Source organism: Microbacterium sp. NPDC089186 (assembly GCF_040685115.1).
GTDB lineage: Bacteria > Actinomycetota > Actinomycetes > Actinomycetales > Microbacteriaceae > Microbacterium > Microbacterium galbum.
This window is the reverse complement of record NZ_JBFBHJ010000003.1, coordinates 585023-610081: the sequence shown is the minus strand read 5'-3', so window position 1 is coordinate 610081 and position 25059 is coordinate 585023. Positions and strand designations below refer to the sequence as shown.

The 25059-nt window shown below is 73.0% G+C and carries 17 protein-coding genes; 9 read left to right on the top strand and 8 right to left on the bottom strand.

The window, feature by feature from the left end; genetic code table 11:
• The first annotated feature begins 32 nt into the window (after positions 1-32).
• Positions 33-830 (top strand): general stress protein, encoded by a 798-nt coding sequence (locus AB0N82_RS13175; RefSeq protein WP_315995383.1) that lies wholly within the window; start codon positions 33-35, stop codon positions 828-830.
• Positions 827-1513: an alpha/beta family hydrolase gene (locus AB0N82_RS13170; RefSeq protein ID WP_363392126.1), complete on the top strand. Its 687-nt coding sequence runs from the start codon at positions 827-829 to the stop codon at positions 1511-1513. The genes AB0N82_RS13175 and AB0N82_RS13170 overlap by 4 nt, the downstream gene beginning before the upstream one ends.
• 33 nt (positions 1514-1546) lie before the next feature.
• On the opposite strand, the gene AB0N82_RS13165 is transcribed toward AB0N82_RS13170, so the two are convergent.
• From AB0N82_RS13165 to AB0N82_RS13155, 3 genes are all read right to left on the bottom strand, one after another.
• Positions 1547-3328 (bottom strand): gamma-glutamyltransferase, encoded by a 1782-nt coding sequence (locus tag AB0N82_RS13165; protein WP_363392124.1) that lies wholly within the window; start codon positions 3326-3328, stop codon positions 1547-1549.
• Complete coding sequence (locus AB0N82_RS13160; protein WP_363392122.1) at positions 3325-4770, bottom strand: aminopeptidase P family protein; 1446 nt, start codon at positions 4768-4770, stop codon at positions 3325-3327. The genes AB0N82_RS13165 and AB0N82_RS13160 overlap by 4 nt, the downstream gene beginning before the upstream one ends.
• 75 nt (positions 4771-4845) lie before the next feature.
• On the bottom strand, positions 4846-5877 hold the full coding sequence (locus AB0N82_RS13155) for an endonuclease/exonuclease/phosphatase family protein (protein ID WP_363392120.1): 1032 nt from the start codon (positions 5875-5877) through the stop codon (positions 4846-4848).
• Positions 5878-6069: 192 nt separating this feature from the next.
• Here AB0N82_RS13155 and AB0N82_RS13150 point away from each other — a divergent pair, with 192 nt between their 5' ends.
• The gene (locus tag AB0N82_RS13150; protein ID WP_363392118.1) at positions 6070-6930 is read left to right on the top strand and encodes a PHP domain-containing protein; all 861 of its coding nucleotides are present in this window, start codon (positions 6070-6072) and stop codon (positions 6928-6930) included.
• 75 nt (positions 6931-7005) lie between these two features.
• On the opposite strand, the gene AB0N82_RS13145 is transcribed toward AB0N82_RS13150, so the two are convergent.
• Positions 7006-8460 carry a DEAD/DEAH box helicase gene (locus AB0N82_RS13145; protein WP_363392116.1) on the bottom strand — a complete coding sequence of 485 codons (1455 nt, stop codon included), beginning with the start codon at positions 8458-8460 and terminating at the stop codon, positions 7006-7008.
• A 149-nt stretch (positions 8461-8609) separates the two neighbouring features.
• Between AB0N82_RS13145 and AB0N82_RS13140 the strand changes: the two genes are divergently transcribed.
• Entirely contained in the window at positions 8610-9326 is a 717-nt protein-coding gene (locus AB0N82_RS13140; RefSeq protein ID WP_315995389.1) for a ferritin-like fold-containing protein, read from the top strand.
• Positions 9327-9540: 214 nt separating this feature from the next.
• On the opposite strand, the gene AB0N82_RS13135 is transcribed toward AB0N82_RS13140, so the two are convergent.
• Both AB0N82_RS13135 and AB0N82_RS13130 read right to left on the bottom strand, forming a co-directional pair.
• The gene (locus AB0N82_RS13135) at positions 9541-9825 is read right to left on the bottom strand and encodes a hypothetical protein (RefSeq protein WP_315995390.1); all 285 of its coding nucleotides are present in this window, start codon (positions 9823-9825) and stop codon (positions 9541-9543) included.
• Between the two features lie 10 nt (positions 9826-9835).
• Positions 9836-10060, bottom strand: a complete 225-nt coding sequence (locus AB0N82_RS13130; RefSeq protein ID WP_315995391.1) for a DUF3107 domain-containing protein — start codon at positions 10058-10060, stop codon at positions 9836-9838.
• Between the two features lie 427 nt (positions 10061-10487).
• On the opposite strand from AB0N82_RS13130, the gene AB0N82_RS13125 reads away from it, so the two are divergent.
• Complete coding sequence (locus AB0N82_RS13125; protein ID WP_363392113.1) at positions 10488-13631, top strand: ATP-dependent DNA helicase; 3144 nt, start codon at positions 10488-10490, stop codon at positions 13629-13631.
• The gene (locus tag AB0N82_RS13120; RefSeq protein ID WP_363392111.1) at positions 13628-16915 is read left to right on the top strand and encodes an ATP-dependent DNA helicase; all 3288 of its coding nucleotides are present in this window, start codon (positions 13628-13630) and stop codon (positions 16913-16915) included. The genes AB0N82_RS13125 and AB0N82_RS13120 overlap by 4 nt, the downstream gene beginning before the upstream one ends.
• A 231-nt stretch (positions 16916-17146) precedes the next feature.
• Here AB0N82_RS13120 and AB0N82_RS13115 read toward each other — a convergent pair whose 3' ends face one another.
• Entirely contained in the window at positions 17147-18601 is a 1455-nt protein-coding gene (locus AB0N82_RS13115; protein ID WP_315995394.1) for a phosphotransferase, read from the bottom strand.
• Positions 18602-18710: 109 nt separating this feature from the next.
• Here AB0N82_RS13115 and nudC point away from each other — a divergent pair, with 109 nt between their 5' ends.
• Together nudC and AB0N82_RS13105 are read left to right on the top strand one after the other, a co-directional pair.
• Positions 18711-19634 (top strand): NAD(+) diphosphatase, encoded by a 924-nt coding sequence (gene nudC, locus AB0N82_RS13110; protein ID WP_363392109.1) that lies wholly within the window; start codon positions 18711-18713, stop codon positions 19632-19634.
• A complete protein-coding gene (locus tag AB0N82_RS13105) occupies positions 19631-21382 on the top strand; it encodes an ATP-dependent helicase (protein WP_363392107.1) in 1752 nt (583 codons plus the stop codon). The genes nudC and AB0N82_RS13105 overlap by 4 nt, the downstream gene beginning before the upstream one ends.
• A 943-nt stretch (positions 21383-22325) precedes the next feature.
• Here AB0N82_RS13105 and AB0N82_RS13100 read toward each other — a convergent pair.
• Entirely contained in the window at positions 22326-23762 is a 1437-nt protein-coding gene (locus AB0N82_RS13100; protein ID WP_363392106.1) for a zinc-dependent metalloprotease, read from the bottom strand.
• A 128-nt stretch (positions 23763-23890) separates the two neighbouring features.
• Between AB0N82_RS13100 and AB0N82_RS13095 the strand changes: the two genes are divergently transcribed.
• On the top strand, positions 23891-25018 hold the full coding sequence (locus tag AB0N82_RS13095) for a S16 family serine protease (RefSeq protein ID WP_363392104.1): 1128 nt from the start codon (positions 23891-23893) through the stop codon (positions 25016-25018).
• Positions 25019-25059: the final 41 nt, after the last annotated feature.

Genomic DNA, 25059 nt, shown 5'->3' with positions numbered 1-25059 from the left:
AACGCCCCAGGCGCGCGTGACAGGATGGTGAAATGAGTATGTTCGCGCAGCGCCCGGGTGCCGGTCGAGACGAGGTCGGCGAGAAGGTCGCCTCGTTCCCGACGTACGAGCAGGCCCAGAAGGCCGTCTCGTCGCTCATCGCGGGAGAGGTCCCCGCCCGCGACATCGCGATCGTGGGGTCGGGGCTGCGCTCGATCGAACGCGTGACCGGTCGTCTCGGCTACGCCACGGCCGCGCGCTCGGGCGCGCTGAACGGTCTCATGCTCGGACTGCTGTTCGCCTTCATCTTCGTGCTCGGGCAGCCCACCCTGCAGATCTCGCTGTTCGTCGGCGTGCTGCTCGTCGGCATGGCGCTCGGCATGCTCCTCAGCCTCGGCACGTACTCGATCGTGCGCCGTCGTCGCGACTTCGCGTCGGTGATGCAGGTCGCCGCCGATCACTACGACGTGTGCGTGGCGGCGACGAGCGTTCACAAGGCTCGGGGGATCGTGGGTCCGTCCGGCGCGCCGCGCACGGTCGTCTCGCGTCCCTCGGCGTCGCCGTCCGACCCGCCGCGGTACGGCGAACGCGTGACCCCCGGCTCGAGCGCTCCCGCCGCGCCGCCGCGGCCGCCCGCACCGACGGCGGCGCCCTCGGACGACGAACCGCCGCGATACGGCGAACGCATCGCGCCGCAGGCGCCGACGCCGCAGGGTGACGCGGCGGCCGACCGAGGAACGCACGGTGAGGAGAGGACGGCCGACGAGCCGACGCCCGCCGCACGCCCGGACGACGCTGACGCCTCCACCGCCAGCGGCACCGACCGCGGCTCGCGACCGACCGAGCGGTGAGCGCCGACGCAGCCCCTCCCACCGAGGCGGTCCGCATCGCCGTCGAGCTCCCGGCCGGCGCGACGGAGGTCTCGGGGCTGTGGTCACCGGCATCCGGATCCGACAGCACCGTCGCGCTCGCGCACGGCGCGGGCGCGGGCATGGAGCACCCCTTCCTCGCCGGGCTCGCCGACGCCCTCGTCGCGGACGGGGTGTCCGTGCTGCGGTTCGTCTTCCCCTACGTGGAGGCCGGACGACGGATGCCGGGACCCGCCGCGCACGCCGTGGCGACGTGGGCGGGCGTGGGGGCCTGGCTCGCGGAGACGGCTCCGGAACCGTACGCGGCCGTCGGCAAGTCGTACGGCGGGCGCATGGCATCCGTCGCCGCCGCCGAGGGTGTCATCTCTCCCGCCGGACTCGCGTACCTCGGCTACCCCCTGCACGCGCCGGGGCGGGCCGACAAGCCCCGCGGCGCGCACCTGCCGGCGATCGGGTTGCCGCAGCTGTTCGTCGAGGGCGAGAACGACCCGTTCATCGACCCGCGCGAGCAGTTCGACGAGGTCGTGGGGTCGTGTCAGGACGCGCGGGTGCACTGGATCCCCGGGGGCGGTCATTCCTTCGAGGTGAAGGGTGCCCGCCGGCCGGCCGACGAGATCGGCGCGGGGCTGGCGCCGGTGGTGGCGGAGTTCGTGCGGTCGCTGTGACGGTGCGTCGGCGAGCCGCACGGCCCGCTCCGGTCAGCGACCCGCCGCGTAGCCTTGGGCGCCGCGCGGGTTCGCCGCGGCCCACAGCGTGCCGTCGGCGGCGCGTCCGACAGCGGTGACGCGCCCGAGCGACCAGTCGCCCGAGCGGTGCACCCGGTGTCCACGCTGCTCGAGGCCCGCGATCACCGCGGCACCGAGGCGATCCTCGACCGCGACACCCGCCGGAGCCCACGTGCGCGGCCAGAACGAGTCGACGAGCGCCGTCGTGTGCAGATTCGGGGCGTCGATGGCTTGCTGAGGGCTGTATCCCCCGACCAGCATGCGCAGCAGCACGGTGAGCTGCCACTGGTCCTGCTGGTCGCCGCCAGGGGATCCCAGCGCGACGACCTCGTCCGCGCGCGACATCAGCGTCGGGGTGAGCGTCGTGCGCGGACGGCGACCGGGGGCGAGGGATGCCGGGTGCCCCGGCACGAGCCACGTCGCCTGCAACCGCGTGCCCAGGCAGAAGCCCAGAGACGGGACGGAGGGGGAGGACTGCAGCCATCCGCCCGACGGCGTGGCCGAGACGACGTTGCCCCAGCGGTCGATCACATCGATGTGGCACGTGTCACCGCGGGTCTGGCCCGACCGGTCGACGGTGGGCTCGCCGGTGGAGCCGTCGTTCACCCCGTGCGCGGTGCGCAGCGGCGGACGGACCGGGTCGCGGCCGTCGGGGGAACCCGGCCGCCACTGCGTGGAGGCCTCGTCGCCGATCAGTGCGCGGCGGGTGGCGACGTAGTCATCGGCGAGCAGGGCCTCGACCTCGACCGCGCCTCCGGCGTCTCCGAACCACGCGTCGCGGTCGGCGAAGGCCAGCTTCTGCGCCTCGATCACGAGGTGCGCCCCCTCGACGGTGGCGGGGTCGAGCTCGGCGTCATCGACGTCGTCGAGGAGCCGCAGTGTGTGCAGCAGCGCCGGTCCCTGCGTCCAGGTGCCGGCCTTGAAGACGTCCCATCCGCGGAAGCGCGCGGTCACCGCGGGTTCCCACCCGGCACGCCAGGATGCGATGTCCTCAGCCGCCAGGACGCCCGGGTGATCGGCGCCGTCGGCATGTCGGTGCGGCCGCGCGATGAACGACGCCGCCTCCGGGAGCACCTTCGTCATCCAGTGCTCACGCGCTGCGTCGATGCGCTCCGCGCGGTCGGGCAGGGCGGCGCCGGCGATCACGAGCGCATCGAGCACGTCGGCCCACGCCGGGTTGGTCACGAGGGTGTCGGGCGCGGGCGGGCGGCCGGTCGGCATCCACCTCTCGGCGGACGTGGGCCAGTGGTCGCGGAACAAGTCGGCGACCCGCGCGATGGTCGTGGCGGCTCCCGCCACGAGCGGGTGACCGTCGCGGGCGTAGCCGATGGCGAAGGCGAGGACGTCGCCGAGGTCCCACGTACCGTGGTCGCGCAGCAGGAGGAGCCACGCGTCGACCGCGCCGGGCACCGCGGCGGCGAGACCGCCGGCGCCGGGCACGAGATCGAGGCCACGGCTGCGCAAGTGCGCGAGCGTGGCTCCGGCCGGCGCCGGCCCCTGCCCCATCAGCACGACGGGGACCGACGCGCCGGCGGGTCGGACGAGCGCGACGAGGTCGCCACCCGGTCCGTTCAGGTGCGGCTCGACGACGTGCAGCACGAACGCCCCGGCGACGGCCGCGTCGAACGCGTTGCCACCGCGCTCGAGCACGGCCTGCGCCGTCGCGGTCGCCGTCCAGTGCGTGGACGCCGACATGCCGAACGTGCCCCGGAGGGTCGGCCGCGTCGTGAACGGCGCCGGGGGCGTGAAGGTCATCGCGACTGCCGGGCGATCCACTCCTCGATCTCGTCGGCGGTGCGGGGGATGCCCGCCGACAGGTTCACCGGGCCGTCCTCGGTCATGACGATGTCGTCCTCGATGCGCGCGCCGATGCCGCGGTACTCCTCGGGGACCGTGAGGTCGTCGATCTGGAAGTACAGGCCGGGTTCGATCGTGAACACCATTCCGGGCTCCAGCAGGCCGTCGTAGTACATGTCGCGACGCGCCTGCGCGCAGTCGTGCACGTCGATGCCGAGGTGGTGGCTCGTGCCGTGCACCATGTAGCGGCGGTGCTGGCCGCCGGAATCGGCGTCGAGCGCCTCTTCGGCGGTCACCGGCAGCAGTCCCCACTCGGCGACGCGCGCCGCGATGACCTCCATGGCGGCCTCGTGAAGTCGACGGAACGGCACGCCGACCCGCGCAGCCGCGAACGAGGCGTCAGCGGCCTCGCGCACCGTCTCGTAGATGCGGCGCTGGATGTCGGTGAACGTGCCCGAGACCGGGAGCGTACGCGTGATGTCGGCCGTGTAGAGGCTGTCGACCTCGACGCCCGCGTCGATGAGGATGAGATCCCCCGGCTTCACGATGCCGTCGTTGCGCGTCCAGTGCAGGTAGCAGGCGTGGGGGCCCGACGCGGCGATGGTGTCGTAGCCCACGCTGTTTCCGTCGGAACGCGCACGCTGGTGGAAGACGCCCTCGACCACGCGCTCGCCGCGCGGGTGCTCGATGATGCGCGGCAGCTCGGCGACGATGTCGTCGAACCCGCGTCCGGTGACCTCGACGGCCAGCGCCATCTGCGCGAGCTCGTACTCGTCTTTCACCAGGCGGAGCTCCGAGACGAAGCGGGTGAGCTCGTCGTCGGTGCCGACGGTGCGGTCGTCGTCGCCGGGGGCGAAGTCGTCGAGGTGGGCGGTCGCGAGGCCGAGGTCGGCGGCGACGCCGTCGAGGGCGGGGCGCGGGCCGATCCAGAACTCGCCGATCGTGGCATCCGAGTAGAACTCGGCGGTGGTGCGGTCGGCGCGCTCGCGGAAGTACAGCACCGCCTCGTGGCCCTCGTCACGCGGCTCGAAGACGAGCACGGCGTCGGGCTCGGCGTCGCTGCCCCACCCGGTGAGGTGCGAGAACGCGGAGTGCGCGCGGAACGGGTAATCGCAGTCGTTGCTGCGCTGCTTCAGCCCGCCGGCGGGGACCACGACGCGCTGGCCGGGGAAGGCGCGCGACACGCGCGCACGACGACGTGCGGCCCAGGCCGCCTGCTCACGGGGCTCGGGCGTCGACGCCGGGTGCTCCGCCCAGCCGGTGGAGATCGTGTCGAGGAATCCGCGGGGGAACGGGGCCTTGCGATTACTGGGGGCCTCGATGGCGACCTCATCGGTCTGCGGCTCGGCGGTCGTGGGCTCGGCGGGGGCGGTCGTGTCGCTGGTGGAGGGGGCGTCCATCGTTCCAGTCTCGCACCCGTCGCCCTCTCCTGCACGGATGCGGCCGCACCGGCGCGGGCGGGGGAGCAGCCGTACTCAGCCTCCGGTGCGTTCCAGCTGCACCACGATCGGCCGATGATCGCTGCCCGACCCGTCGAGGGAGCGCATGACGACCGACGCCGAGACGGTCCAGTCGGGCGTGGCCATGACGTGGTCGATCGGTGCGCCGAGGAGGGCGGGGGCATCGGTGGGCCACGTGCCCACTCCGCCGTTTCCGCTCTCGGACGCCGCATCGTGGCATCGGCCGAGCGTGCCGCCGTCGACACCCATCCCCGTCATGTGGTCGAGGGTGGCGTTGAAGTCGCCCGCAAGGATGACGTTGTCGCTCGCGCACTGGTCGGCGAGCCACTGCAAGTCGCTGCGCCACTGGGGCATGTACTCCTCGCGCGGAGCGACGGCGTGCGCGGCGACGATGATCGGACCGTCTCCCGACACGGGCATCGCCACAGCGCTCGGAACGGTCGAGGTGTTGCTCGACCCGTCGAGCGAGGACTGGATGACGGAATAGTCGCCCAGCTCGGGCCGGATCAGCACGGTGGTGGAGGTGGCATCCCACCCGGTGATGCCGTACTCGCCGTACTCCGCGTGGTGCGCCCACATCGGCTGCCCCATGCCGCGCATGAGCTCGGCGACCTCGGCCCCGGTGTCGATGGTCGTCTCCGGGAGGGTGACGACGTCTGCCTGCATCCCGACGGCGAACTGGGCGATCGTCTCCGCCGAGGTGGCCGATCCCGCGGTGTTCCAGGTCATCACGCGCAGGCTCGTGTCGGTCTTCGCAGGAAACCCTTCGGTGCCGAGCCCCCGCCCGGAGAGCAGGGCGACGTTGACCCCGCCCGCGATCCCCAGGATCAGCGCCAGCACCAGCGCGAGCGCGCGGATCGGCCGGATGAGCGCGAACAACAGCATCAGCAGCGTCGCGGCGACCAGCACGGCCGCCAGAGCGGCGCGGAAGGAGATGATCTGCGCCAGCGGGAACGTCCGCTCGAGTCCGAAGGCCGACGGCCACGTCAGCACCGCAGCGCCCGCCGCGACGACGAGCGCGACGAGGAATCCGAGCAGTCGACGCACCCGATCGACCCTAGGGGAGCCGTCTGGGAGATCGACGGATGCCGGCAGGGTGCTGCCCGAGCGTCGTGACGGTCGAGGGGGACGGCGTGCGGGCGGGGTGCCGTCGCCGCATCGGTGGGCGGCGCGGACCGGCAGCACGGCCCGGGCATGGACGCTGCGCCCGGGCGCGAGCCGGAGCGATACGCTCGACGGATGCCACGCGATCGTCGATTCCTCGGACCGACCGATCTGCACCTGCACTCCTCGCACTCCGACGGCACGGAGCCGCCCGCCGAGGTCATGGCCGCCGCGCACCGCCACGGCCTGCGGACCGCCGCCCTCACCGATCACGACACGACCTCGGGCTGGGCCGAAGCCGCCGAGGCGGCCACCTCGCTCGGGATGACGTTCGTCCCGGGAATGGAGCTGTCGGCGCGGCACCGGTGGCGCAGCGTGCACCTGCTGGCCTACCTCGTCGACCCCGACGACGGGGCGTTGCGAGCGATGACCGATCGCATCCGTTCGTCCCGCGTGGATCGCGCGCAGATCATGGCGGAGCGCATCTCGCACGACTACGACATCGCCTGGGACGACATCGTCGCCCAGACGACCGACGGCGCGACCGTCGGGCGCCCTCACATCGCCGACGCGCTCGTCGCGCGCGGGATCGTGGCCGACCGCACGGAGGCGTTCGCCGGCATCCTGCATCCGGCCGGAGACTACTATGTCGCCCTCTACGCCCCCGACCCCGTCACGGCGGTCGAACTCGTCGTGGGTTCCGGGGGCGTGCCGATCATCGCCCACCCGGCGGGGCGGGCGTTGCTGCCCGACGGCGTGCTGTGGGCGATGCTGGACGCGGGACTCGCGGGCTTCGAACTCGCGCACCGCGAGAACCTGCCCGAGCCGACCGCCCTGTTGGCGGACCTCGCCGCCGAGCGCGACCTCATCGTGACCGGGTCGAGCGACTACCACGGACTCGGCAAACCGAACGTGCCCGGCGAGAACACGACGGCCGACGACATGGTGGCGCGCCTGTTCGCGCGCGGTCGCGGATCGGCGCCGGTCTTCCCGTAACCCGCGGCTCCGGCGGACCCCGACGACGAACGGCGCCGCCCCCCGAGGGGAGCAGCGCCGTTCGGCGAGTGTGCGTCAGGCCACGGGGGCCGTCGGGGCGCCCGAGCTGCCCCCGCCGCTGCGACGGCGGCGACGGCGGCGCGGAGCCGCGTTGCCGTCGTGGTGCTCCTTGCCCGCTCCGTCGTGCGTCCCGGCGCCGCCCTCGGCGCGCGGGGCGTCCTCGCCGCCCGCCTCGCCGGTCGACGATCCGCCACGACGACGGCGACGGCGCGGGGCGCGGTCGCCCTCGGCATCCTGGCCCTCGATCTTCTTCTCGACCTGCTTGGGCGTGACGGCCTTCGGCGCGGTGACGAGACGGCCCTTCGTTCCCTCGGGGATGTTCAGGTCGGTGTAGAGGTGCGGGCTCGACGAGTAGGTCTCGGTGGGCTCGGGCTGGCCGAACTCCAGAGCACGGTTGATGAGCGCCCACTTGTGCACGTCGTCCCAGTCGACGAAGGTCACGGCGATACCGGTGTTGCCGGCGCGGCCGGTGCGGCCCGCGCGGTGGAGGTAGGTTTTCTCGTCGTCGGGGATCGTGTGGTTGATCACGTGGGTGACGTCGTTGACGTCGATGCCGCGGGCGGCGACGTCGGTCGCGATCAGCACGTCCTTCTTGCCGGCCTTGAACGCGGCCATCGAGCGCTCGCGCGCCTCCTGGCTCATGTCGCCGTGGACGGCGGCGGCGTTGAAGCCGCGGTCGCCCAGCTCGTCGACGAGCTTCTGCGCGGCGCGCTTGGTGCGGGTGAAGATGACGGCCTTCTCGCGACCCTCCGACTGCAGGATTCGGGCGATGACCTCGTCTTTGTCGAGCGAGTGCGCGCGGTAGACGAGGTGCTTGATGTTCGCCTGGGTGAGTCCCTCGTCGGGGTCGTTGGCGCGCATGTGGATGGGGTTCGACATGAAGCGGCGCGCGAGGGCGACGATCGGCCCGGGCATGGTCGCCGAGAACAGCTGCGTGTGACGGACGGCGGGGACCTTGGAGAAGATCTTCTCGATGTCGGCGAGGAAGCCGAGGTCGAGCATCTTGTCGGCCTCGTCGAGAACGACCTCGGTCGCGTTCGAGAGGTCGAGCAGACGCTGGTTCGCGAGGTCGATGAGGCGGCCGGGGGTGCCGACGACGATCTGCGCGCCGGCCTTCAGCTGGTCGATCTGCCCCTCGTACGCCTTGCCGCCGTAGATCGCGACGACGCTGGTCGAGCGGTTGCTCGTGAGCATGTCCATGTCTTCGTAGACCTGCACCGCGAGCTCGCGGGTGGGGACGACGATGAGCGCCTTCACGCCGGGCTCGGGGTCGAGACCGAGGCGCTGGACGACGGGGATGCCGAAGCCGAAGGTCTTGCCGGTACCGGTCTTGGCCTGGCCGATGATGTCCTGTCCGGGGAGGCCCAGGGGGATCGTCTGCTCCTGGATGGGGAAGGCATCGACGATGCCCTTCGCTGCCAGGGCATCGACGATGTCCTGATCGATGCCGAGCTCGGCGAATGTCGTCATGTGCGTGCCTGTTCCGGCGGCGAGAGACCGCCTGGGGGAGTCGTATCCACGCCTCACTCGTCCACAGGCGCGGGGTCCCGATCCATCGCCGGGACGTGTCCACTCTACCCGGCGTGTCTCGGCGGGCCCCGACGCCTAGGCTGTCGTACGTGTTCGCGTGGTTACGTCGTCGTCAGCGCCCGGTGGGTCGCACGCTGCAGTTGCGGTCGCGGGGAGACCTCGGCGAGGCGATGCGCGTCGACTTCGCGGAGCTGGCGCCCGACGTCGAGACCTTCCTCGGTCAGGCGGCCTATCTGCAGCTGGGGTTCTTCGAGACCCTGAGCGAGTTGATCGCCCTCACGCCCGAGCTGGCGGAGAAGGAGTCCCTGTCGCGCGCGGCCGGCGCGGCGCTCATCAAGCACCAGGAGCTCGTCGCGGTCATCCGTGAGCGCGGTGCCGATCCGACGCAGCTCATGCTGCCCTTCCGCGAGTCGCTCGACGCCTTCCGCCGCAACACCCACGGCGTCCGGCCGCAGGAGACGATGCTCACCGTGCACATCACGGCGGGGCTGCTCGACGACTTCTACCTCGCGCTGTCGTCGAGCTACGGCGACACGGGACGCCGCGTCGCCCGCATCCTGCAGGCCGATGACGACCGTCAGGCGATCGTCGACATCCTCGGCGCCACGATCGAGAGCGACGAGGAGTGGCGGTGGCTGCTGGCGCTGTGGGGACGACGTCTCGTGGGCGACACGCTCCTCGTCGCTCGGACGGCGCTGCGCCACGGACACCTCGACCGCGCCGAGGAGGCCAAGGTCGAACCCGTCTTCAGCGAGCTGATGGGCGCGCACGCCCGGCGGATGGATGCCATGGGATTGGCCGCCTGAGGGCGCGCGGCCCAGCCGTGTGGCCTGGGCGCGCGGCACCCGCGACCCTCTGAGCGCGTGTCGCACCGGTTTCGAGCGCGTGCGCCGCGATGTCCGGCGTCTGGGGGCGGGTGGGTGCGCGGCATCCGGAACGACCGATCGCTCGGCGGTGGGGGTTCCGGCGGGCGCGGTGCGGGCTTCGAAAGGGCGGGGCGCGAGCGCCTTCGCCGAGGGTTCAGACGGGCAATCGCGAACGGTCGGCGTCGTCGCGCGCGAGACGCGAACGCGTGACGAGGGTCACCAGCAGCACGGTCGTGACGACCGGCGCGATCACGGCGAGCACCCAGGTCAGCGGCGAATCGCCGAGGCCCGCCCACGTGAGGACGGTCCAGACGACGCCGGCCGACGACGCCCCGGCGAACGGTGCCAACGCCGCACCGCGCAGGTGCCGGCCGGGGAGCGCGACGTGCGCGGCCAGGCCGATCACCGCGCCGATCAGGAGACCGAGCAGGATCTGCACGGCGGGAAGGTCAGGCGACGAACCCGACGCGACGCGACTCTTCGGTGCCGAGTTCGACGAAAGCGAGGTTGGCGGTCGGGACGAGGTAGGAGTTGCCCTTCACATCGGTGAAGGTGACGTGGCTGGCAGAGCTGTCGAGGGCCGAGGCGATGGTCGACTTGACGACGTCGGAGCTCTCGTTCGTCTCGAAGTTCAGCTCACGGCCGGTGTTGATGATGCCGATGCGGATCTCCACGATGCGTCCTTTCCCCGCGGGCCGCGGTCGGCCCGGCGCGTGATTCGACTCTAGGGCAGGGTTCCGACACCACAGCCCGTCACGCGGGGCGCTTCGCGGACGGCGAACGCGGCGCCTCCCGGCACCGTCCGGGGCCGGGTGACGCGGTGGGCTCGGCTCCTAGCGGCCGGTGAGGTCCGCCCCGCTCCGGCCGCCGCGGCCCGCCCTGCTCCGGCCGCCTCGGCCCGCCCCTGGCGGTCGACTCGGCCCGCCTCGGCCCGCCCCGGGCGGTCGCCTCGGCCCGCCTCGGCCTGGCCGCCGCGGCCCGTCCCGGCCCGGCCGCGGCAGCGCGCCCGCCGGCCGCCGCGGCCCGTCCCGGCCGACGTGGGAGACCGCAGCCGCCCGTCGCGCCCGGCCGATGTCGGAGGTCGCGATTACCGTGGAGCACATGCAGATGACGGATGCCGCCGCCCTCGGCGCCGTGCGTGAGGGCGCGGGTCTCGATCGCGATCAGCGTGCCGTCGTCGCCTGGCCCGCCGACGCGAGCGGCGTGGTGGTCGGCGCGCCGGGGTCGGGCAAGACGACCACCCTGCTCTCGCGCGTGCGCGAGCTCGTGGCATCCGGTGTCGACCCCGACGACCTGCTCGTGCTCACCCCCACCCGGCCGGCGGCCACGGCCTTGCGCGACCCCCTCGCCCTCGCGGTCGACCGCGCCACCTCGGGCGCGCTGGCGCGCTCGGTGGCGTCGTTCGCCTTCCAGCTGGTGCGGGGGGCCGAGGTGCGGCGGGGCGCGGAGCCGCCGCAGCTGCTCACCGGCGGCGACGAGGACCAGATCATCCGCGATCTGCTCGAGGGTGATGCTCTCGACGAGCTCGAGGGCGTGTCGCGCTGGCCCGAGTGGCTGGGGCCGACGATCCGCGCCACCCGCGGGTTCCGCGGCGATCTCCGCGCCTTCCTCGCCGAGTGCACGGAGCTCGGCGTCACCTCGAACGACCTCGCGCTGCTCGCCGAGCGCCACGATCTTCCGGTGTGGGCATCGTTGGCGTCGTTCGCCGACGAGTACCGCGCGGTGCGGTCGGCCATGCGCGGCGCTCACCGCGACGCGGCCGATCTCGCGCGCGAGGCCGTCGCCGTCCTCGACGCCGCGCGCTCCGAGCGCGAGCTGCTCGGGCGCTTCTCGACGTTGCGGTGCATCCTCGTCGACGACGCGCAGGAGCTCACCGCCGGCGGGATCGATCTGCTGCGCGCATGCCGCACCTCGGGCATCGGAGTCGTCGCCTTCGGCGATCCGGACGTCGGGTCGGGGGCGTTCCGCGGCGCGACGCCCGAGAACTTCGCGCGGCTCGCCCGTGAGCTCGGCTCGACCGCCGCACTCGGCACGCCGCATCGCGGCACGCCCGAGCAGATCGACCTGGTGCGGCAGGTGGCATCCCGGATCGGGGCCGCCGGCGTCGTCGCCCATCGTCGCGCGCCCGAGGGGGCATCCGCGCAGGGATCGGTGCGCACCTACCTGCTGCGCTCGCCCGCGGAAGAGGCTGACGCGATCGCGCGTCTGCTGCGCGAGCGGCACGTTCTCGAGGGGATCCCGTGGAGTTCGTGCGCCGTCATCGCCCACGACTCCCGGCAGGTGGCGACGCTGGAGGCCGAGCTGGCCGCGCGCGAGGTTCCGGCCCGCGCGAGTGGACCCGGGCTGGCGCTGGGGGCGCAGCGCCCGGTGCGCGACCTCGTGCGCCTGGTCGAACTGGGCATGACGGATCCCGACGAGTGGGTGGCCGACGAGGTCGTCGATGCATTGCTGGGCACCTTCGGCGGGCTCGATGCCATCGAGCTGCGGCGTCTGCGCACGGCTCTGCGCCATGACGAGGTCACGGCCGGGGGCACGCGCCCCGCGACCGACCTGCTCGTGTCGGGGGTGCGCTTCCCCCTCGAGCTCGCCGTGATCGACTCGCGCGAGGCCCGTCGCGCGATCCGTCTCGGCGAGACGTTGAGCGCTCTGCGCGGGCAGGCCCTGCAGCAGGCGACCGCGCACGAGCTGCTGTGGACGGCGTGGGAGCGCAGCGCCCTTTCGCGCACCTGGCGCGAAGCGGCGAGAGGACACGGTGCGGTCGCCGAGCAGGCCGATCGCGATCTCGATGCGGTCGTGGCGCTGTTCCAGGCGGCGAAGCGCTACACGGAGCGTGAACCCGACGGAGAAGCGTCGGTGTTCCTGCGGTCGGTGCTCGACTCCGACGTCGCCGAAGACCGCATCGAGCAACCGGCCGTCGTCGACACCGTGCGGGTGCTCACCCCCGCAGCCGCGGCCGGAACGGCATTCGACACCGTCGTCATCGCGGGGGTGCAGGACGGCGTGTGGCCGAACACGCGGTTGCGTGGGGGACTGCTCGAGACCTGGCGTCTGGCCGACGCCGTGCAGAATCCCGACCTTCCCGCCGCGGGCATGCTCGACCGTCGCCGCGCCGCGATGCACGACGAGCTGCGATTGTTCGTGCGCGCCGTCAGCCGTGCGGACGCCCTCGTGATCGTGACGGCCGTCGACGACGACGACACCGGGCCCAGCGTGCTGTTCGAGATGCTCCCCACTCCCGAGCCGGCCGCGGCCATCCCCGAGCATCCGCTGTCGCTGCGCGGGCTCGTCGCCCGGCATCGCCGTTCCCTGACGGCCCCGCGCGTTCCCGCGGGCGAGAGGGCGCACGCCGCCGGCCAGCTCGCGATCCTCGCGGGCGCCGGGGTCGCCGGTGCCGCCGTCGAGGACTGGTACGGCGTCGCGCCGCCGAGCTCCACGGCGCCGCTGCGCGAGCTCGAACGCGAAGACGTCCGCGTCTCGCCGTCCCGCTTGCACGCGCTGGAGGAATGCCAGCTCGACTGGGTGATCGCAGACCTCGGCGGCGACCGCGGTGGCACGACGGCCGGCATCGGGACCATCATCCACGCGGCGCTCGAGACCGCGGCATCCTCGTCCGAAGACGACCTCTGGGCCGTGGTCGACGAGCGGTGGGGCGAGCTCGTGTTCGACGCGGCGTGGCGCGAGCGGGCGGAGCGCACCCGCGCCCGCGACCTCGTGAGACGGCTCGCCGCCTACCTGCGGCGCTTCGACGACGCCGGCGGCCGCCTCATCGGCGCGGAACGGCATTTCGAGGTCCCCATCCCCGTTCCCGGTGCCGGTGAGCACGGCGCCGTTCTCAGCGGCGACATCGATCGGGTGGAGCTCACGCCGGCCGGCGAGGTCGTCATCGTCGATCTGAAGACCGGGAAGAGCGAGCCCCAGACCGACGCCAAGGTCGCCGACAACCCTCAGCTCGCGGCCTACCAGCTGGCGTTCTCGTCGGGTGCGATCGAACAGGTCGCCGGCCTGGCCTCCGGCGGGGCGAAGCTGCTCGTGCTGCGTCCGACCGCCGCGACGAAGGATTACGCCGAGCCGACGCAGAAGCCGTTCGACGACGAGCAGCGGGCGGCCTTCGTCTCGCGGGTGCAGGGAGCGGTCGACATCATGCGCGGCACGTCGTTCGCCGCCCCCTACGAGGTGCACTGCCGGGACGAGTTCTCCTACGGTCTCTGTCGCATCCACACGGTCTCAGCGGTGAGCGCCTCGTGAGCGAATCGCTGTCAGCGGCGACGATCGCCGCAGCCCTCGGCCAGTTCCCGCCCACCGTCGAGCAGACCGCCGTCATCGAGGCGCCGCTCGCGCCCGCCCTCGTCGTCGCGGGGGCCGGCAGCGGCAAGACCGAGACCATGGCCGGTCGCGTCGTGTGGCTCGTCGCGAACGCCCTCGTGCGCCGCGACGAGGTGCTTGGGCTGACTTTCACGCGCAAGGCCGCGGGGGAGCTGGCCGAGCGCATCCAACGCCGACTGCAGCGCCTGTCGGAGTTCGAGGTGCGGGGGCTCCTTCCCTTCCTTCCGCGCCTGCACGCGGACGGCCGCCTCGCGGTCTTCGCCGAGCTCGCCGCCCTTGAGGGCGCGCGGGGCGACGCGGCGCGCCGGGAGGCGCTCGATGCCCTGGTGGCGGAGACCGGTGCCGAGGTACCGGATTCGCACGACGGCGATCAGCTGCTGCACCGGCCGACGGTGTCGACGTACAACAGCTTCGCGGACGCGATCGTGCGTGAGCACGGCCTGCGGATCGGTCGGGATGCCGAAGCCGCGGTGCTGTCGGAGTCGGCGGCGTGGCTGCTCATGCGACGCGTGGTGTTCGCCTCCGACGATCCACGCCTCGAGGAGCGCCAGGAGTCGCCCCGCACGCTGATCGACGCCGCGTTGCGCATTGCGCGCGACGGGGTGGACAACCTCGTCGATCTCGACGAGCTCGCCGCGTTCCCCGAGCAGTTCGGACGGATCGTGGAGCGGCCCTCGACCTCCGCGCGGGTGAGCGTCTACAAGGAGGTCGGGGATGCCGCCACGAAGGTCTCGGCGCTGTCGCTGCTGGCGACCCTCGCGGCCGCCTACGACCGCGAGAAGGCCCGACTCGGGGTGATGGACTTCGCCGACCAGGTGGCCGGCGCCCTGCGGATCGCACGGGAGCACCCGGCCGTGGTGGCCGAGCTGCGCGCCCGCTATCGCGTCGTGCTGCTCGACGAGTACCAGGACACGTCTGTCGTGCAGACCGACCTGTTGGCGACGCTGTTCGGCGGCACGGGCGTGATGGCGGTGGGCGATCCCCACCAGGCCATCTACGCCTGGCGCGGGGCGAGCGCGGGCAACCTCGGCGGATTCCCCGACGCCTTCGCACCCGGCACCGAGTGTCAGCGCTTCGCTCTGCTCACGAGCTGGCGCAACAGCGCGCAGGTGCTCACCGCGGCCAACGCGGTACTCGCCCCCCTGGCGCCCCGCGCGGCGGTGGCGGTCGAGGAGCTGCGCTCCCGCCCCGGCGCGCCGGAGGGACTCGTCGAGACGGTCTTCGAAAACGACCTCGATGCCGAGGCCGATCGCGTCGCGGCCTGGTTCGTCGGCGTGCGCGCCGCGCGTGCCGCCCACGGGCGCTCCACGACCGGCGCGGTGCTGTTCCGCAGCAAGAAGCACATGGTGCGCTTCGGCGACGCGCTCGGCCGACGCGGCATCCCGCACCGCATCCTCGGACTCGGCGGGCTCCTCACCACGCCCGAGGTGGTCGACGTCGTGTCCGTGCTCCGGGTGATCAGCGACCCCGAGGCGGGGTCGGCGCTGATCCGCCTCCTCTCCGGACCGCGGTGGGCGGTGGGTCTCGCCGACCTGCGTGCGCTGGCCCAGTTGGCACGGCGTCTCGCCACGCACGACGTGGCGCTGCAGCCGCTGGCGCCCGAGGTCGTCGATCGGCTCCGATCCACCCCGGGTGCCGACCGCGCCTCGCTCGTCGACGCACTCGACTTCGTCACCCGGCAGAGCGACACGCACGGGTGGCTGGCCGACATCACACCGGACGGACGCGCGCGGCTCCGCGAGGCGGGGGCGGTGTTCGCGGGGCTGCGTCGCAGCGTGGGCGCTCCCGTGCCCGAGCTCATCCGCCTGATCGAGACGGAACTGCGGCTCGACATCGAGCTCGCGGCGAACGAGGCACGCGGTCCCGCGCGCATCGCGTCGGCGCAGCTGCGGGCCTTCGTGGACGAGATCCGCGGCTTCCTCGCCGCCGACGAGTCCGGGTCGGTCTCGAGTCTGCTGGCCTGGCTCGACCACGCCGAGCAGGCCGATGAGTTCGCTCCGCGGACCGAGCCGCCCGAGGACGACGTCGTGCAGTTGTTGACGATTCACGGGTCGAAGGGGCTCGAGTGGGATGCCGTGGCCGTGGTGCGTCTGGTGACCGACGAGCTGCCCTCTCTCGCCCGCGATACCAAGGGGTGGCTCGGCTTCGGCATCCTTCCCTCGGAGTTCCGCGGCGACTCGGCGTGGCTGCCGGTGTTCGCGTGGCGCGGCGCCGAGACGCAGCAGGACCTGAAAGCGGCGATCGACGCCTTCGTCGCCGACAATCGGGCGCGTCAGCTCGACGAGGACCGCCGCCTCGCCTACGTCGCGTTCACCCGCGCCCGCGACCATCTGCTGCTGTCGGGGTCGAGCTGGTCCGGGACGAAGCGCCCCCGTCGTCCGAGCGTCTTCCTCGACGAGGCCGTCGAAGCGCTCGGTCTCGATCCGGTGATCGACGAACCGGGCGACGACCCCTACGACGGCGAGCGGCGGCTCCTGCACTGGCCGCTCGATCCGCTGGGCTCCCGCCGCACCGCGGTCGCCGCCGCGGCGACGCAGGCGCAGGCCGCGAGGGCGCAGCCGGCGGCTGACGCCGATCCCGACCTCGAGCTGCTCCTAGCCGAGCGGGCCGCTCGGCTACGCCCTGCCCACGCGCCCGCCCCGACGCGCATCCCGGCATCCAAGTTCAAGGACTTCGTCGCCGACTACGGGGGCGCCGTCGACGACCTGCGCCGCCCCATGCCGGAGCGTCCGTACCGGCAGACACGCCTCGGCACCCTGTTCCACGCGTGGGTCGAGCAGCGCTCGGGACTCGTCGGATCGAGCATCGGCCTCGACGACGACGCGCTCTGGGATGACGACGAGGGAGGCGCATCGACCGCCGACGCCGCCGAGCTGCAGCGCTTGCGCGAATGTTTCGAGCGATCGGAGTGGGCGCCGCTGCGCCCCCTCGAGGTCGAGACCGAGATCGACTTCGTCACGCGGCGACTCGACGGGCGCGATCACGTCGTCATCTGCAAGCTGGATGCCGTGTACCGACGCGGCGACCGATACGAGATCGTCGACTGGAAGACGGGCCGCCCGCCCGCGAGCGAGGCCGAACGCCGTGCGCGCATGGTGCAGTTGGAGCTGTACCGGGAGGCGTACCACGCCAAGCACGGCATCGATCTCGACCGCATCGACGTCGCCCTGTTCTACGTCGGTGACGAGTTGGTGCTGCGCGGCTGACGGGGCCTCTGCCGGGCCGAGGTGCACGCCCTGCGCGGGTGAAGTGGGGCGAGGCGTCCTGCCCGCGTGGCTGTCGGCCACGGGCGACGTGGGATCGCGACGAGGCCGGGGCGGGAACGCAGCCGAGCCAGCCGGCCCCGAGCCGTTCGGGTCGGGCGCGCGAGACGCCGGCTCGGGCGGTGTCACCCGATGCGCCCGCAGGATCTCTGGTCGGGTGCGCGCGAGGCGGACTCAGACGGTGTCGTCCGACACGCCCCAGCGGCGGAGCGCCGCGCGACTCGCACGCGCAGCGTCCTCCTCATCGTCGACCGCAGTGACGGCCGGGTCGTCGGAGGGGCGGGGCTGGCGGAGGGGAGTCTCTTCGTCGGTGACGGGGGTCTCCGAGGCACCGGGGAGGTCCGACATCGCCGACGGCGCGCTGGACTCTGCGCGCGGGATCGGCGTGGATTCGCGCGCGGCATCGTCCCACCCGTCGAGGTCGATCGGTGCAGTGGCCTCGGGGTCGATATCGTCGCGCGCCGGCAGTTGATCGATGTGGATCGCGCCGGTGTCGGCATCCGGTCCGGGGGTGTCGAGGGCCTCGGCGAGCGCTTCGGCTGCTGCCACCCGATCGCGCTCGGCGGAGAGGTACAGCGAGAGAGCCTCGGGATCGTAGGCGTCGGTCTGCATCGACGTGTCGACGACGGCGGGCGCGACGACGGGCGGAACGGCCTCGACGAGGGCCAGGGCGTCGTCGATGTCGCTGCGCGAGTCCGGGACGATGTGGTCGCCGCGCACGCCGTCCGCCAGGGCGTCGAGAAGGGCGACCGCGTCGGCGACGACCTCGCTCTCGCCTGCGTCGTGACCGTGCACGAGCCATCGGGCGAACTCGAGCTCCGCGTACAGGCGGGCACGCTCGCGCAGCAGCGGATCGGGCGAGCGTTCGCCGGCGGCGGCGTACCCCGCGTGCACGTCGTCGGCTGCCAGCGGCGAGGAGGCCAGCCAGCGCAGGTCGACGGCGGGATCGCCGACGCTGAGTCCCGCCCAATCCAGGATGCCCACCACGTGCGGCACATCGTGCTCATCGTCCGCGAGCACGATGGAGGAGCTCGTCGCTCCGCCGAGGATCACGGCGGACTCGAAACGCCAGAGGTCGTCGACCTCGAGAGCGCGCCGCCAGCGCATCATGAGATCGTCGCCGACCCGGCCCGTCGCATCGGCACGGTCGAGGAGGCGTCGGACATCGTCGCGCACCTGCTCGGGGGAGCGCACGGGCAGTCCGTCGGTGCGCACGATCGACACGGGGAGGGCGTGCACCGCGGCCAGCGCTCCGCCGATCGCGGGGGCGTAGCCCGGGCCCTTCGGCAGGTGCGCGGGGTCGATGCGGTATCCGTCGATGTGATCGACGACGAGGACACGCTGGACGCCGGAGCCGGCCTCGCCGAGCACCTCGGGCACCGCGAAAGGAAGCAGTGCCCGCACGCCCGCGGTGAGCGCGTGCAGCGCCCGGGTCTCCGCGGCGAGGTCGGCCGAGGCCTCCTCGGTCGCGGGCATGCGCACCACGACCTCGCGCCCGTCATCGGTTCGAGCGAGGGCGGAATCGAAGCGTCCGCCGCTGTTCTCGGTCAGCGCGCTGACGTTGGTGATGGCGGTGCGCGGGAGGGCCGCCGTCGCCGACGCGGCTAAAATGAGGGGCGAGCGTGCCATGCCCCCAGGGTAGGTCGGGCTTTCTCCCGTCTGCCTGCGCCACGCCCTTCTGCGGTGAGGTCGGGCCGTCGATCCGCCCGTCCGCGTCCGCCCGTCAGAGAGGTGTCCGATGCCGCATCCCGCGTCCGCCCCGGCCGAGTCCCCGCTTCCGCTGCACGTCGACCGCTCTGGAGCGGAGCGCGACGACGAGGGCCTCCTCGAGCGCGCTCGAGCCGACGCGGCGACCCGGATCCTGGCGGTGCGGCGAGACGCGGCACCGGTGCGTGCCGGTCGCCTCGCGCTCCTGGAGCGCGGGCACCTGGCATCCGCCGGCGTCGAGGTGCGCGAATGGGCGTTCCTGGGGCACGCCGTCGACGGCGTCGCGCTCCTGCTCGCGGTGCTGCCCGACGACGCCCCCGACGATCTCGTCCGGGATGCCGAATGGGCCGCGCTGCGTACCGCCGGAGGCGATCTGCCCGAGTCGGAGGCGGAGGTCCTCACCACCGCCGTCGCTCTGGCGGGCTGGCTGCGCGACGCGCCCTTCTGCCCCGCGTGCGGGGCGCGTACCGACCTCCGGCACGCCGGATGGTCACGGCACTGCCCCTCGTGCGGACGCGAGCACTTCCCCCGCACCGACCCCGCGGTGATCGTGCTGGTGCAGTCGGCCGAGTCGGATGACCGCATCCTGCTCGGCGCGAACGCCGCCTGGGGTGGAGACCGGTACTCCTGCTTCGCCGGGTTCGCCGAAGCGGGGGAGTCGCTCGAAGACGCGGTGCGCCGCGAGGTCGGCGAGGAGTCGGGCGTGCGGCTCGACGACATCTCGTACCGCGGCTCGCAGGCGTGGCCGTACCCGCGTTCGCTGATGCTGGGCTTCCGTGCGCGCGTGGTGGCCGATGACGAAGCACGTGCCGATGGCGAGGAGATCGTCGAGGTGCGCTGGTTCGACCGTGAGGAGATCGGCGCCGCCCTGAGGGGCGAGGGATCGGTGCAGCTGCCGGGGCCGGCCTCCATCGCCCGAAAGCTGATCGACGACTGGTTCCGGGGCGTCGCGTGACGGGGCCTCTCGACGGCCTCGACGAGCACCAGCTCGAGGCGGCGCGCGCCCTGCGGGGTCCGGTCTGCGTGCTCGCGGGTGCCGGAACGGGCAAGACCCGCGTCATCACGCGGCGCATCGCGCACGGGGTCGACACGGGGGCGTATTCGCCGCAGCGGGTGATGGCGGTGACCTTCACCGCGAAGGCGGCGGGGGAGATGCGGGGCCGACTCCGTGCACTCGGGGTGTCGGGGGTGTCGGCGCGCACGTTCCACGCCGCGGCCCTGGCCCAGGTCAACTTCTTCTGGCCCACGCTCGCGGGCGACCAGGCCCCGTCGATCATCGACAACAAGGTGCGGATGCTCGCGCATGCCGCCGACGGGGTGGGGCTGGCCCCCGATACCGCGACGTTGCGCGACGTGGCGGCGGCGATCGAGTGGCGGAAGGTCACCCTGCGCTCGATCGAGCAGTATGCGACGGATCGACCTGAGGGTGTCGGTCGTCTCGGCGTCGACCAGGTGGTCGCGCTGCAGCGTGCGTACGAGAAACTCAAGGACGAGCGTCGACAGATGGACTTCGAAGACGTCCTGCTGACCTGCGCGGGCATGATCGAGGCGGAGCCGAGGGTCGCGGCGGCGGTGCGCGAGCAGTACCGTCACTTCACCGTCGACGAGTACCAGGACGTCTCGCCCCTGCAGAACCGCCTCCTGGAACTGTGGCTCGGCGACCGGCGCGACCTCTGCGTCGTCGGCGACGCGAGCCAGACGGTGTATTCCTTCACCGGAGCCGACGCGCGATACCTGCTGGAGTTCGAACGCACGCACGACGACGCACGGGTGGTGCGCCTCGAGCGCAACTACCGTTCCGCCGCGCCCGTGCTCGCCGTCGCCAACGACCTCATGCGCGGCCGGGCGGGCGCCCTCGAGCTGGTCGCGGCCCGCGCCGACGAGGCTCCGGTGCCGACCGTGCGCGCCTACGACGACGACGAGGCCGAGGCCGCGGCCGTCGCGCGCTCGATCGCCGAGGCTCTGGCCCGCGGCGTCGATCCGCACGACATCGCCGTGCTGTATCGATCGCACGCGCAGTCCGCCGCGGTGCTCTCGGCTCTCGCCGCGGTGGGGATCGCGGCATCCGTGCTCGGAGGACGCAAGTTCTTCGACCTGCCCGAGGTGCGCCAGGCGCTCATGGCGTTGCGGGCCGCCTCGGTCGCTCCGATGCAGACGGGATTCCTCCCGACGGTGCGCGACGTGCTGCGCAGCATCGGCCTCACCGACGACCCGCCGGAGGCGGGCGGCGCCCTGCGCGAGGCGTGGGAGGCGCGCGCGGCGCTGCTGCGCCTGGCCGAGGAGGCACCGGAGGGCACCGACCTGCGCGGCTTCACCGATGATCTGCAGGCACGCGCGCGCGACCAGCACGAGCCGACGACCCGCACGGTGACGCTGGCGACCCTGCACGCCGCGAAGGGTCTCGAATGGAGCCACGTCTACCTCATCGGTGTCAGTGAGGGGCTGCTGCCCATCTCATATGCGAAGACGTTCGAGGCGGTCGACGAGGAACGTCGTCTCGCCTACGTCGGGGTCACGCGCGCCGCGCGGACGTTGTCGGTGAGCTGGGCTCGCGGCTACGGGCGGATGGAGCGGTCGCCGTCGCGCTTCCTGCGGGAGATCGGCAGTGGCAGTCTGCGCTCGGCCGATGAAGCTCCCAGACCCGCGGGAACGAATCGACGTCGAGGCGCAGCGACCTCGTCGTCACCCCGGTCGGGGCGCTGAGCAGAAACCGCGCGGCGCGCCCGGCCTCGGCGGCAAGGGCGACGTCGACGTCGGGTCGGGGGCGTCCGATCAACTGCGGGGCCACGACGGGCCACTGCGGATCGTCGCGACGTCGATCGGCGTCGAGGCAGGCCAGGCAGGCCGTGCGGCCCGGCCGTATCACCGGACCGATCCGCGCCCGCCCTCCGTCGAGCGTGAGCGGGAGGTGCGTGACGTCGTCGCGCATGTACGTCGCGGCCCGACGCGGGTCGACGCGGTAGGCGCCGAGCATCACGACCACGGTGCCCGGTGGGGCCGTTTCCGCCAGCGGCCCGGCCCACGGGAGCACCCGGCTGCGCGCGGGGAGGGCGGCCAGGACCGCGCGGACAGCGCGTGGTGGCAGGTCGTCGGCGGTCTGAAGCGCGATCGGGGGATGCCGTCGGCGCGTGCGCAGCGCGGGGCCGACGGCCGCGAGCAGCTCGTCGGCCTCGTTCTCCGGCGCGCCGTGCAGGCGCGCCAGGCTGCGGACGGCCGCGTGCGTCGTGCCCTCGACGAGAGCGCTCACGACGACGTCGACCCACTCTGCGGCGGAGGGGGTGACGGCAAGAGCCGGAGCGCCGAACTGCACGCGGCCGTCATCGCGCCAGAGGGGGACGGCGGAGGGGGAGAGGCGGATCATGGCCCGATCATCGCGCGACCCTCGCCCCGGGATGCCGTTGTCCACACGTACCCGTCGGTGAGGACGGGGTGGGGAGGAGGCGTCACCGCGCCGGCCGACCCGCGTACGCCGCGACGAACCCGCCCCGCGCCGACCAACCCGCCCCCGCGCCGATCCAGCCCGCGCCGATCCAGCCCGCGCCGCGCCCACCGCCACGTGCTCGCGTGCCCCGCGCGACCGCACCCGTCCGCACGCGCACGGACGACCGTGGCGAGGAGCCTCAGCCCCTCGCCACGACCATCGCCGTCACACCGGTCGTTGGTCTCCCGGTGCGGCGTCGTCGTCGGGGTCGGCGTCGGGCGCCGCGCCGTCCGCATCGGCCGAGGTCGTCGTGGAGTCGGCATCCGATCGGCCGCCGCCGGCCTCCTCGGCCAGCAGCTGGGCGAGCGCGTCGTCCATCGCGTCGGCGGGGGCGGCCTCGCCGCGGGAGGCGGCGGTGACACGGGCGATGAGGGCGGCCGGGTCGTCGATGTCGTCGGACGAGGGCATGAGGTCGGGGTAGTCCCACAGCGCGTCACGGCCCTCGACGCCGACGGCCGCGGTCACGGCGCGCCACATGGCGGCGGCTTCGCGCATGCGCCGGGGGCGCAGCTCCAGGCCCACGAGCGAGCCGAGGGCCTGCTCGGCGGGACCACCCACCGCGCGGCGGCGCCGCACGGCCTCGGCGATGCGGGCGGCCGAGGGAAGGCGCGAGGTGGCGTCCTCCGTCACGACGTCGACCCATCCCTCGATGGTCGCGAGCAGGTTCTCGAGCCGCGTGAGCGCCGCCGTCTGCTCCTCGGAGCGTTCGGGCAGCAGCGCTCCGCTCTCGAGCGCGCCGCGGAGCTCGTCGGGCTGCGACGGGTCGAAGCGCGTGGCGAGCTCCTCGAGCGCGTCGGTGTCGACGCGGATGCCGTGCGCGAAGTCGCGCACCTGCGAGATGACGTGCAGCCGCAGCCACCGCGCGTGCCGGAAAAGGCGTGCATGGGCGAGTTCCCGCGTGGCGAGGTAGAGGGCGAGCTGATCGTCGGGGATCTCGAGGTCGCGGCCGAAGTCCGCGAAGTTCTGCGGCAGGATCGCCGCGTCGCCGTCGGGCATGAGCGGGATGCCGACGTCTCCGCCGCCCACGACCTCGGTCGACAGGCGTCCGACGACGTGACCCAGCTGCGTGGCGAACAGCGATCCGCCGACGGTGCGCATGAGTCGTCCGGCGCCCGCGATCATGTCCTGCATGTCGTCGGGAGCCTGCTGCCCGAGGGCGGCGGTGAGCGCGTCGGCGATGCTCGTGGCCACGGGCTCCGCGAGCTCCTGCCACACCGGCAGGGTGGCGCTCACCCAGGCGCCGCGCGTGACGGCGCGCGGGGGGCGCGGGAGGTCGCTGATCGCCGTCGCCTCGCCCAGCCAGAGACCCGCGAGGGTGAAGGCCTGATCCAGGTCGGTGCGCTGGCCGGTGGTCACCCCGAGACCGTCCTGGTTCGCGATGTGCAGGGCCTGGCGCTCCGCGAGGCTCCAGTCGACGCCCTCCTGCGTGCCGTTGAACGCGCCCTGGAGCTGATTCATCACCTGCTGCAGCATCGCGGGGTCGATCTGCATGCCCGACAGGCGCGAGAGCTGTTCGGGATCGATGCCGCTGGTGTCGCCCGACATGAGGCGACGCATGAGCTCCTGGAACTCTTCTTCAGGGCTCTTGTCGTCGTCTGCCACTTCAGCCGCCTTTCAGCCAGGTCTGGGGGAACGAGATCTACGCTAGTCGCACGTTTCCCCGCAACAGTCGGCCCGGCCCCTCGCCGCTTACGCCGCGCGCGAACGACCCCGACGAAGGACTCCCCACTGTGACGCTGTTCGACGAAAACGCCTCTCCCGCGCCCGCGCCCCGACAGCGCTGGCGACGCGGCTCCGTCGTCGGCGTGTGGTCGCTCGCGGTGGCGTTCGTCATCCTGCTGGTGATGTCGTTGCTGCCCTCGGCCTACGTCATCCAGCAGCCCGGCCCCGTCTTCAACACCCTCGGCACCACGACCACCGCCGACGGCCAGGAGGTCCCGCTCATCTCGGTACCGGAGGAAAAGGACAGCACGACCACCGGCCAGCTCGACCTGCTCACGGTCCAGGTCAGCGGCAACCGCGAGCGCACGCCCTCGTGGCTCGAGCTCGCCCAGGCGTGGTTCGACCGCTCGCGCGCCGTCGTGCCGATCGACCGCATCTTCCCCGCCGGGCAGACCACCGAGCAGCGCAACACCGAGAACGCCGCCCTGATGAGCGATTCGCAGCTGGAGGCCAGCGCCGCGGCGCTCCGCGAGCTCGGGTACGACGTGCCCGGCGAGATCGCCGTCGGAACGGTCGACGACGCCGGAGCCGCCGCGGGAGCGCTGCAGGTGGGCGATGTCGTCACCTCGGTGGATGCGGTGGCCGCGGCCAACGTCGACGCGGTCCGCGCCGCGGTGCAGGCCGCGGCCGGAGCGCCGGTCACGGTGGCGTACACCCGCGACGACACCCCGGGCACGGTCACCGTGACGCCGAAGCAGACGGAGGTGGACGGTCAGCCGCAGTGGCTGCTCGGCATCGGCCTGCAGGAGTCCTTCGACCTGCCCGTCGACGTGAAGATCCAGCTCAATGACGTCGGCGGACCGAGCGCCGGCATGATGTTCGCCCTCGGCATCATCGACAAGATGAGCGACGGAGACCTCACCGGCGGCCAGCACATCGCCGGCACCGGCACGATCGACGCCGACGGCAACGTGGGCCCGATCGGCGGCATCCGCCAGAAGCTGTACGGAGCGCGGGATGCCGGAGCGACGGTGTTCCTCGCCCCGGAATCGAACTGCAACGAGGTCGTCGGCCACGTGCCCGACGGCATCCGGGTGTTCTCGACCTCGACCCTGGAACAGTCGATGACGGTGCTGCGGACGATTCGCGAGGGCGGCGATCTCGACGCGCTGCCCACGTGTGGTTCGGGAACGTAGCATTCACGGCGAACCCCCGGAACGCCGCGCCTAGGATGAAG

What these genes read in the sequence shown, in the direction of transcription:
- AB0N82_RS13175 (WP_315995383.1), top strand. Translation starts at nt 33, where the DNA reads ATGAGTATGTTCGCGCAGCGCCCGGGTGCCGGTCGAGACGAGGTCGGC.
- AB0N82_RS13165 (WP_363392124.1), bottom strand. Translation starts at nt 3,328, where the DNA reads ATGACCTTCACGCCCCCGGCGCCGTTCACGACGCGGCCGACCCTCCGG.
- AB0N82_RS13160 (WP_363392122.1), bottom strand. Translation starts at nt 4,770, where the DNA reads ATGGACGCCCCCTCCACCAGCGACACGACCGCCCCCGCCGAGCCCACG.
- AB0N82_RS13150 (WP_363392118.1), top strand. Translation starts at nt 6,070, where the DNA reads ATGCCACGCGATCGTCGATTCCTCGGACCGACCGATCTGCACCTGCAC.
- AB0N82_RS13145 (WP_363392116.1), bottom strand. Translation starts at nt 8,460, where the DNA reads ATGACGACATTCGCCGAGCTCGGCATCGATCAGGACATCGTCGATGCC.
- AB0N82_RS13125 (WP_363392113.1), top strand. Translation starts at nt 10,488, where the DNA reads ATGCAGATGACGGATGCCGCCGCCCTCGGCGCCGTGCGTGAGGGCGCG.
- AB0N82_RS13115 (WP_315995394.1), bottom strand. Translation starts at nt 18,601, where the DNA reads ATGGCACGCTCGCCCCTCATTTTAGCCGCGTCGGCGACGGCGGCCCTC.
- nudC (WP_363392109.1), top strand. Translation starts at nt 18,711, where the DNA reads ATGCCGCATCCCGCGTCCGCCCCGGCCGAGTCCCCGCTTCCGCTGCAC.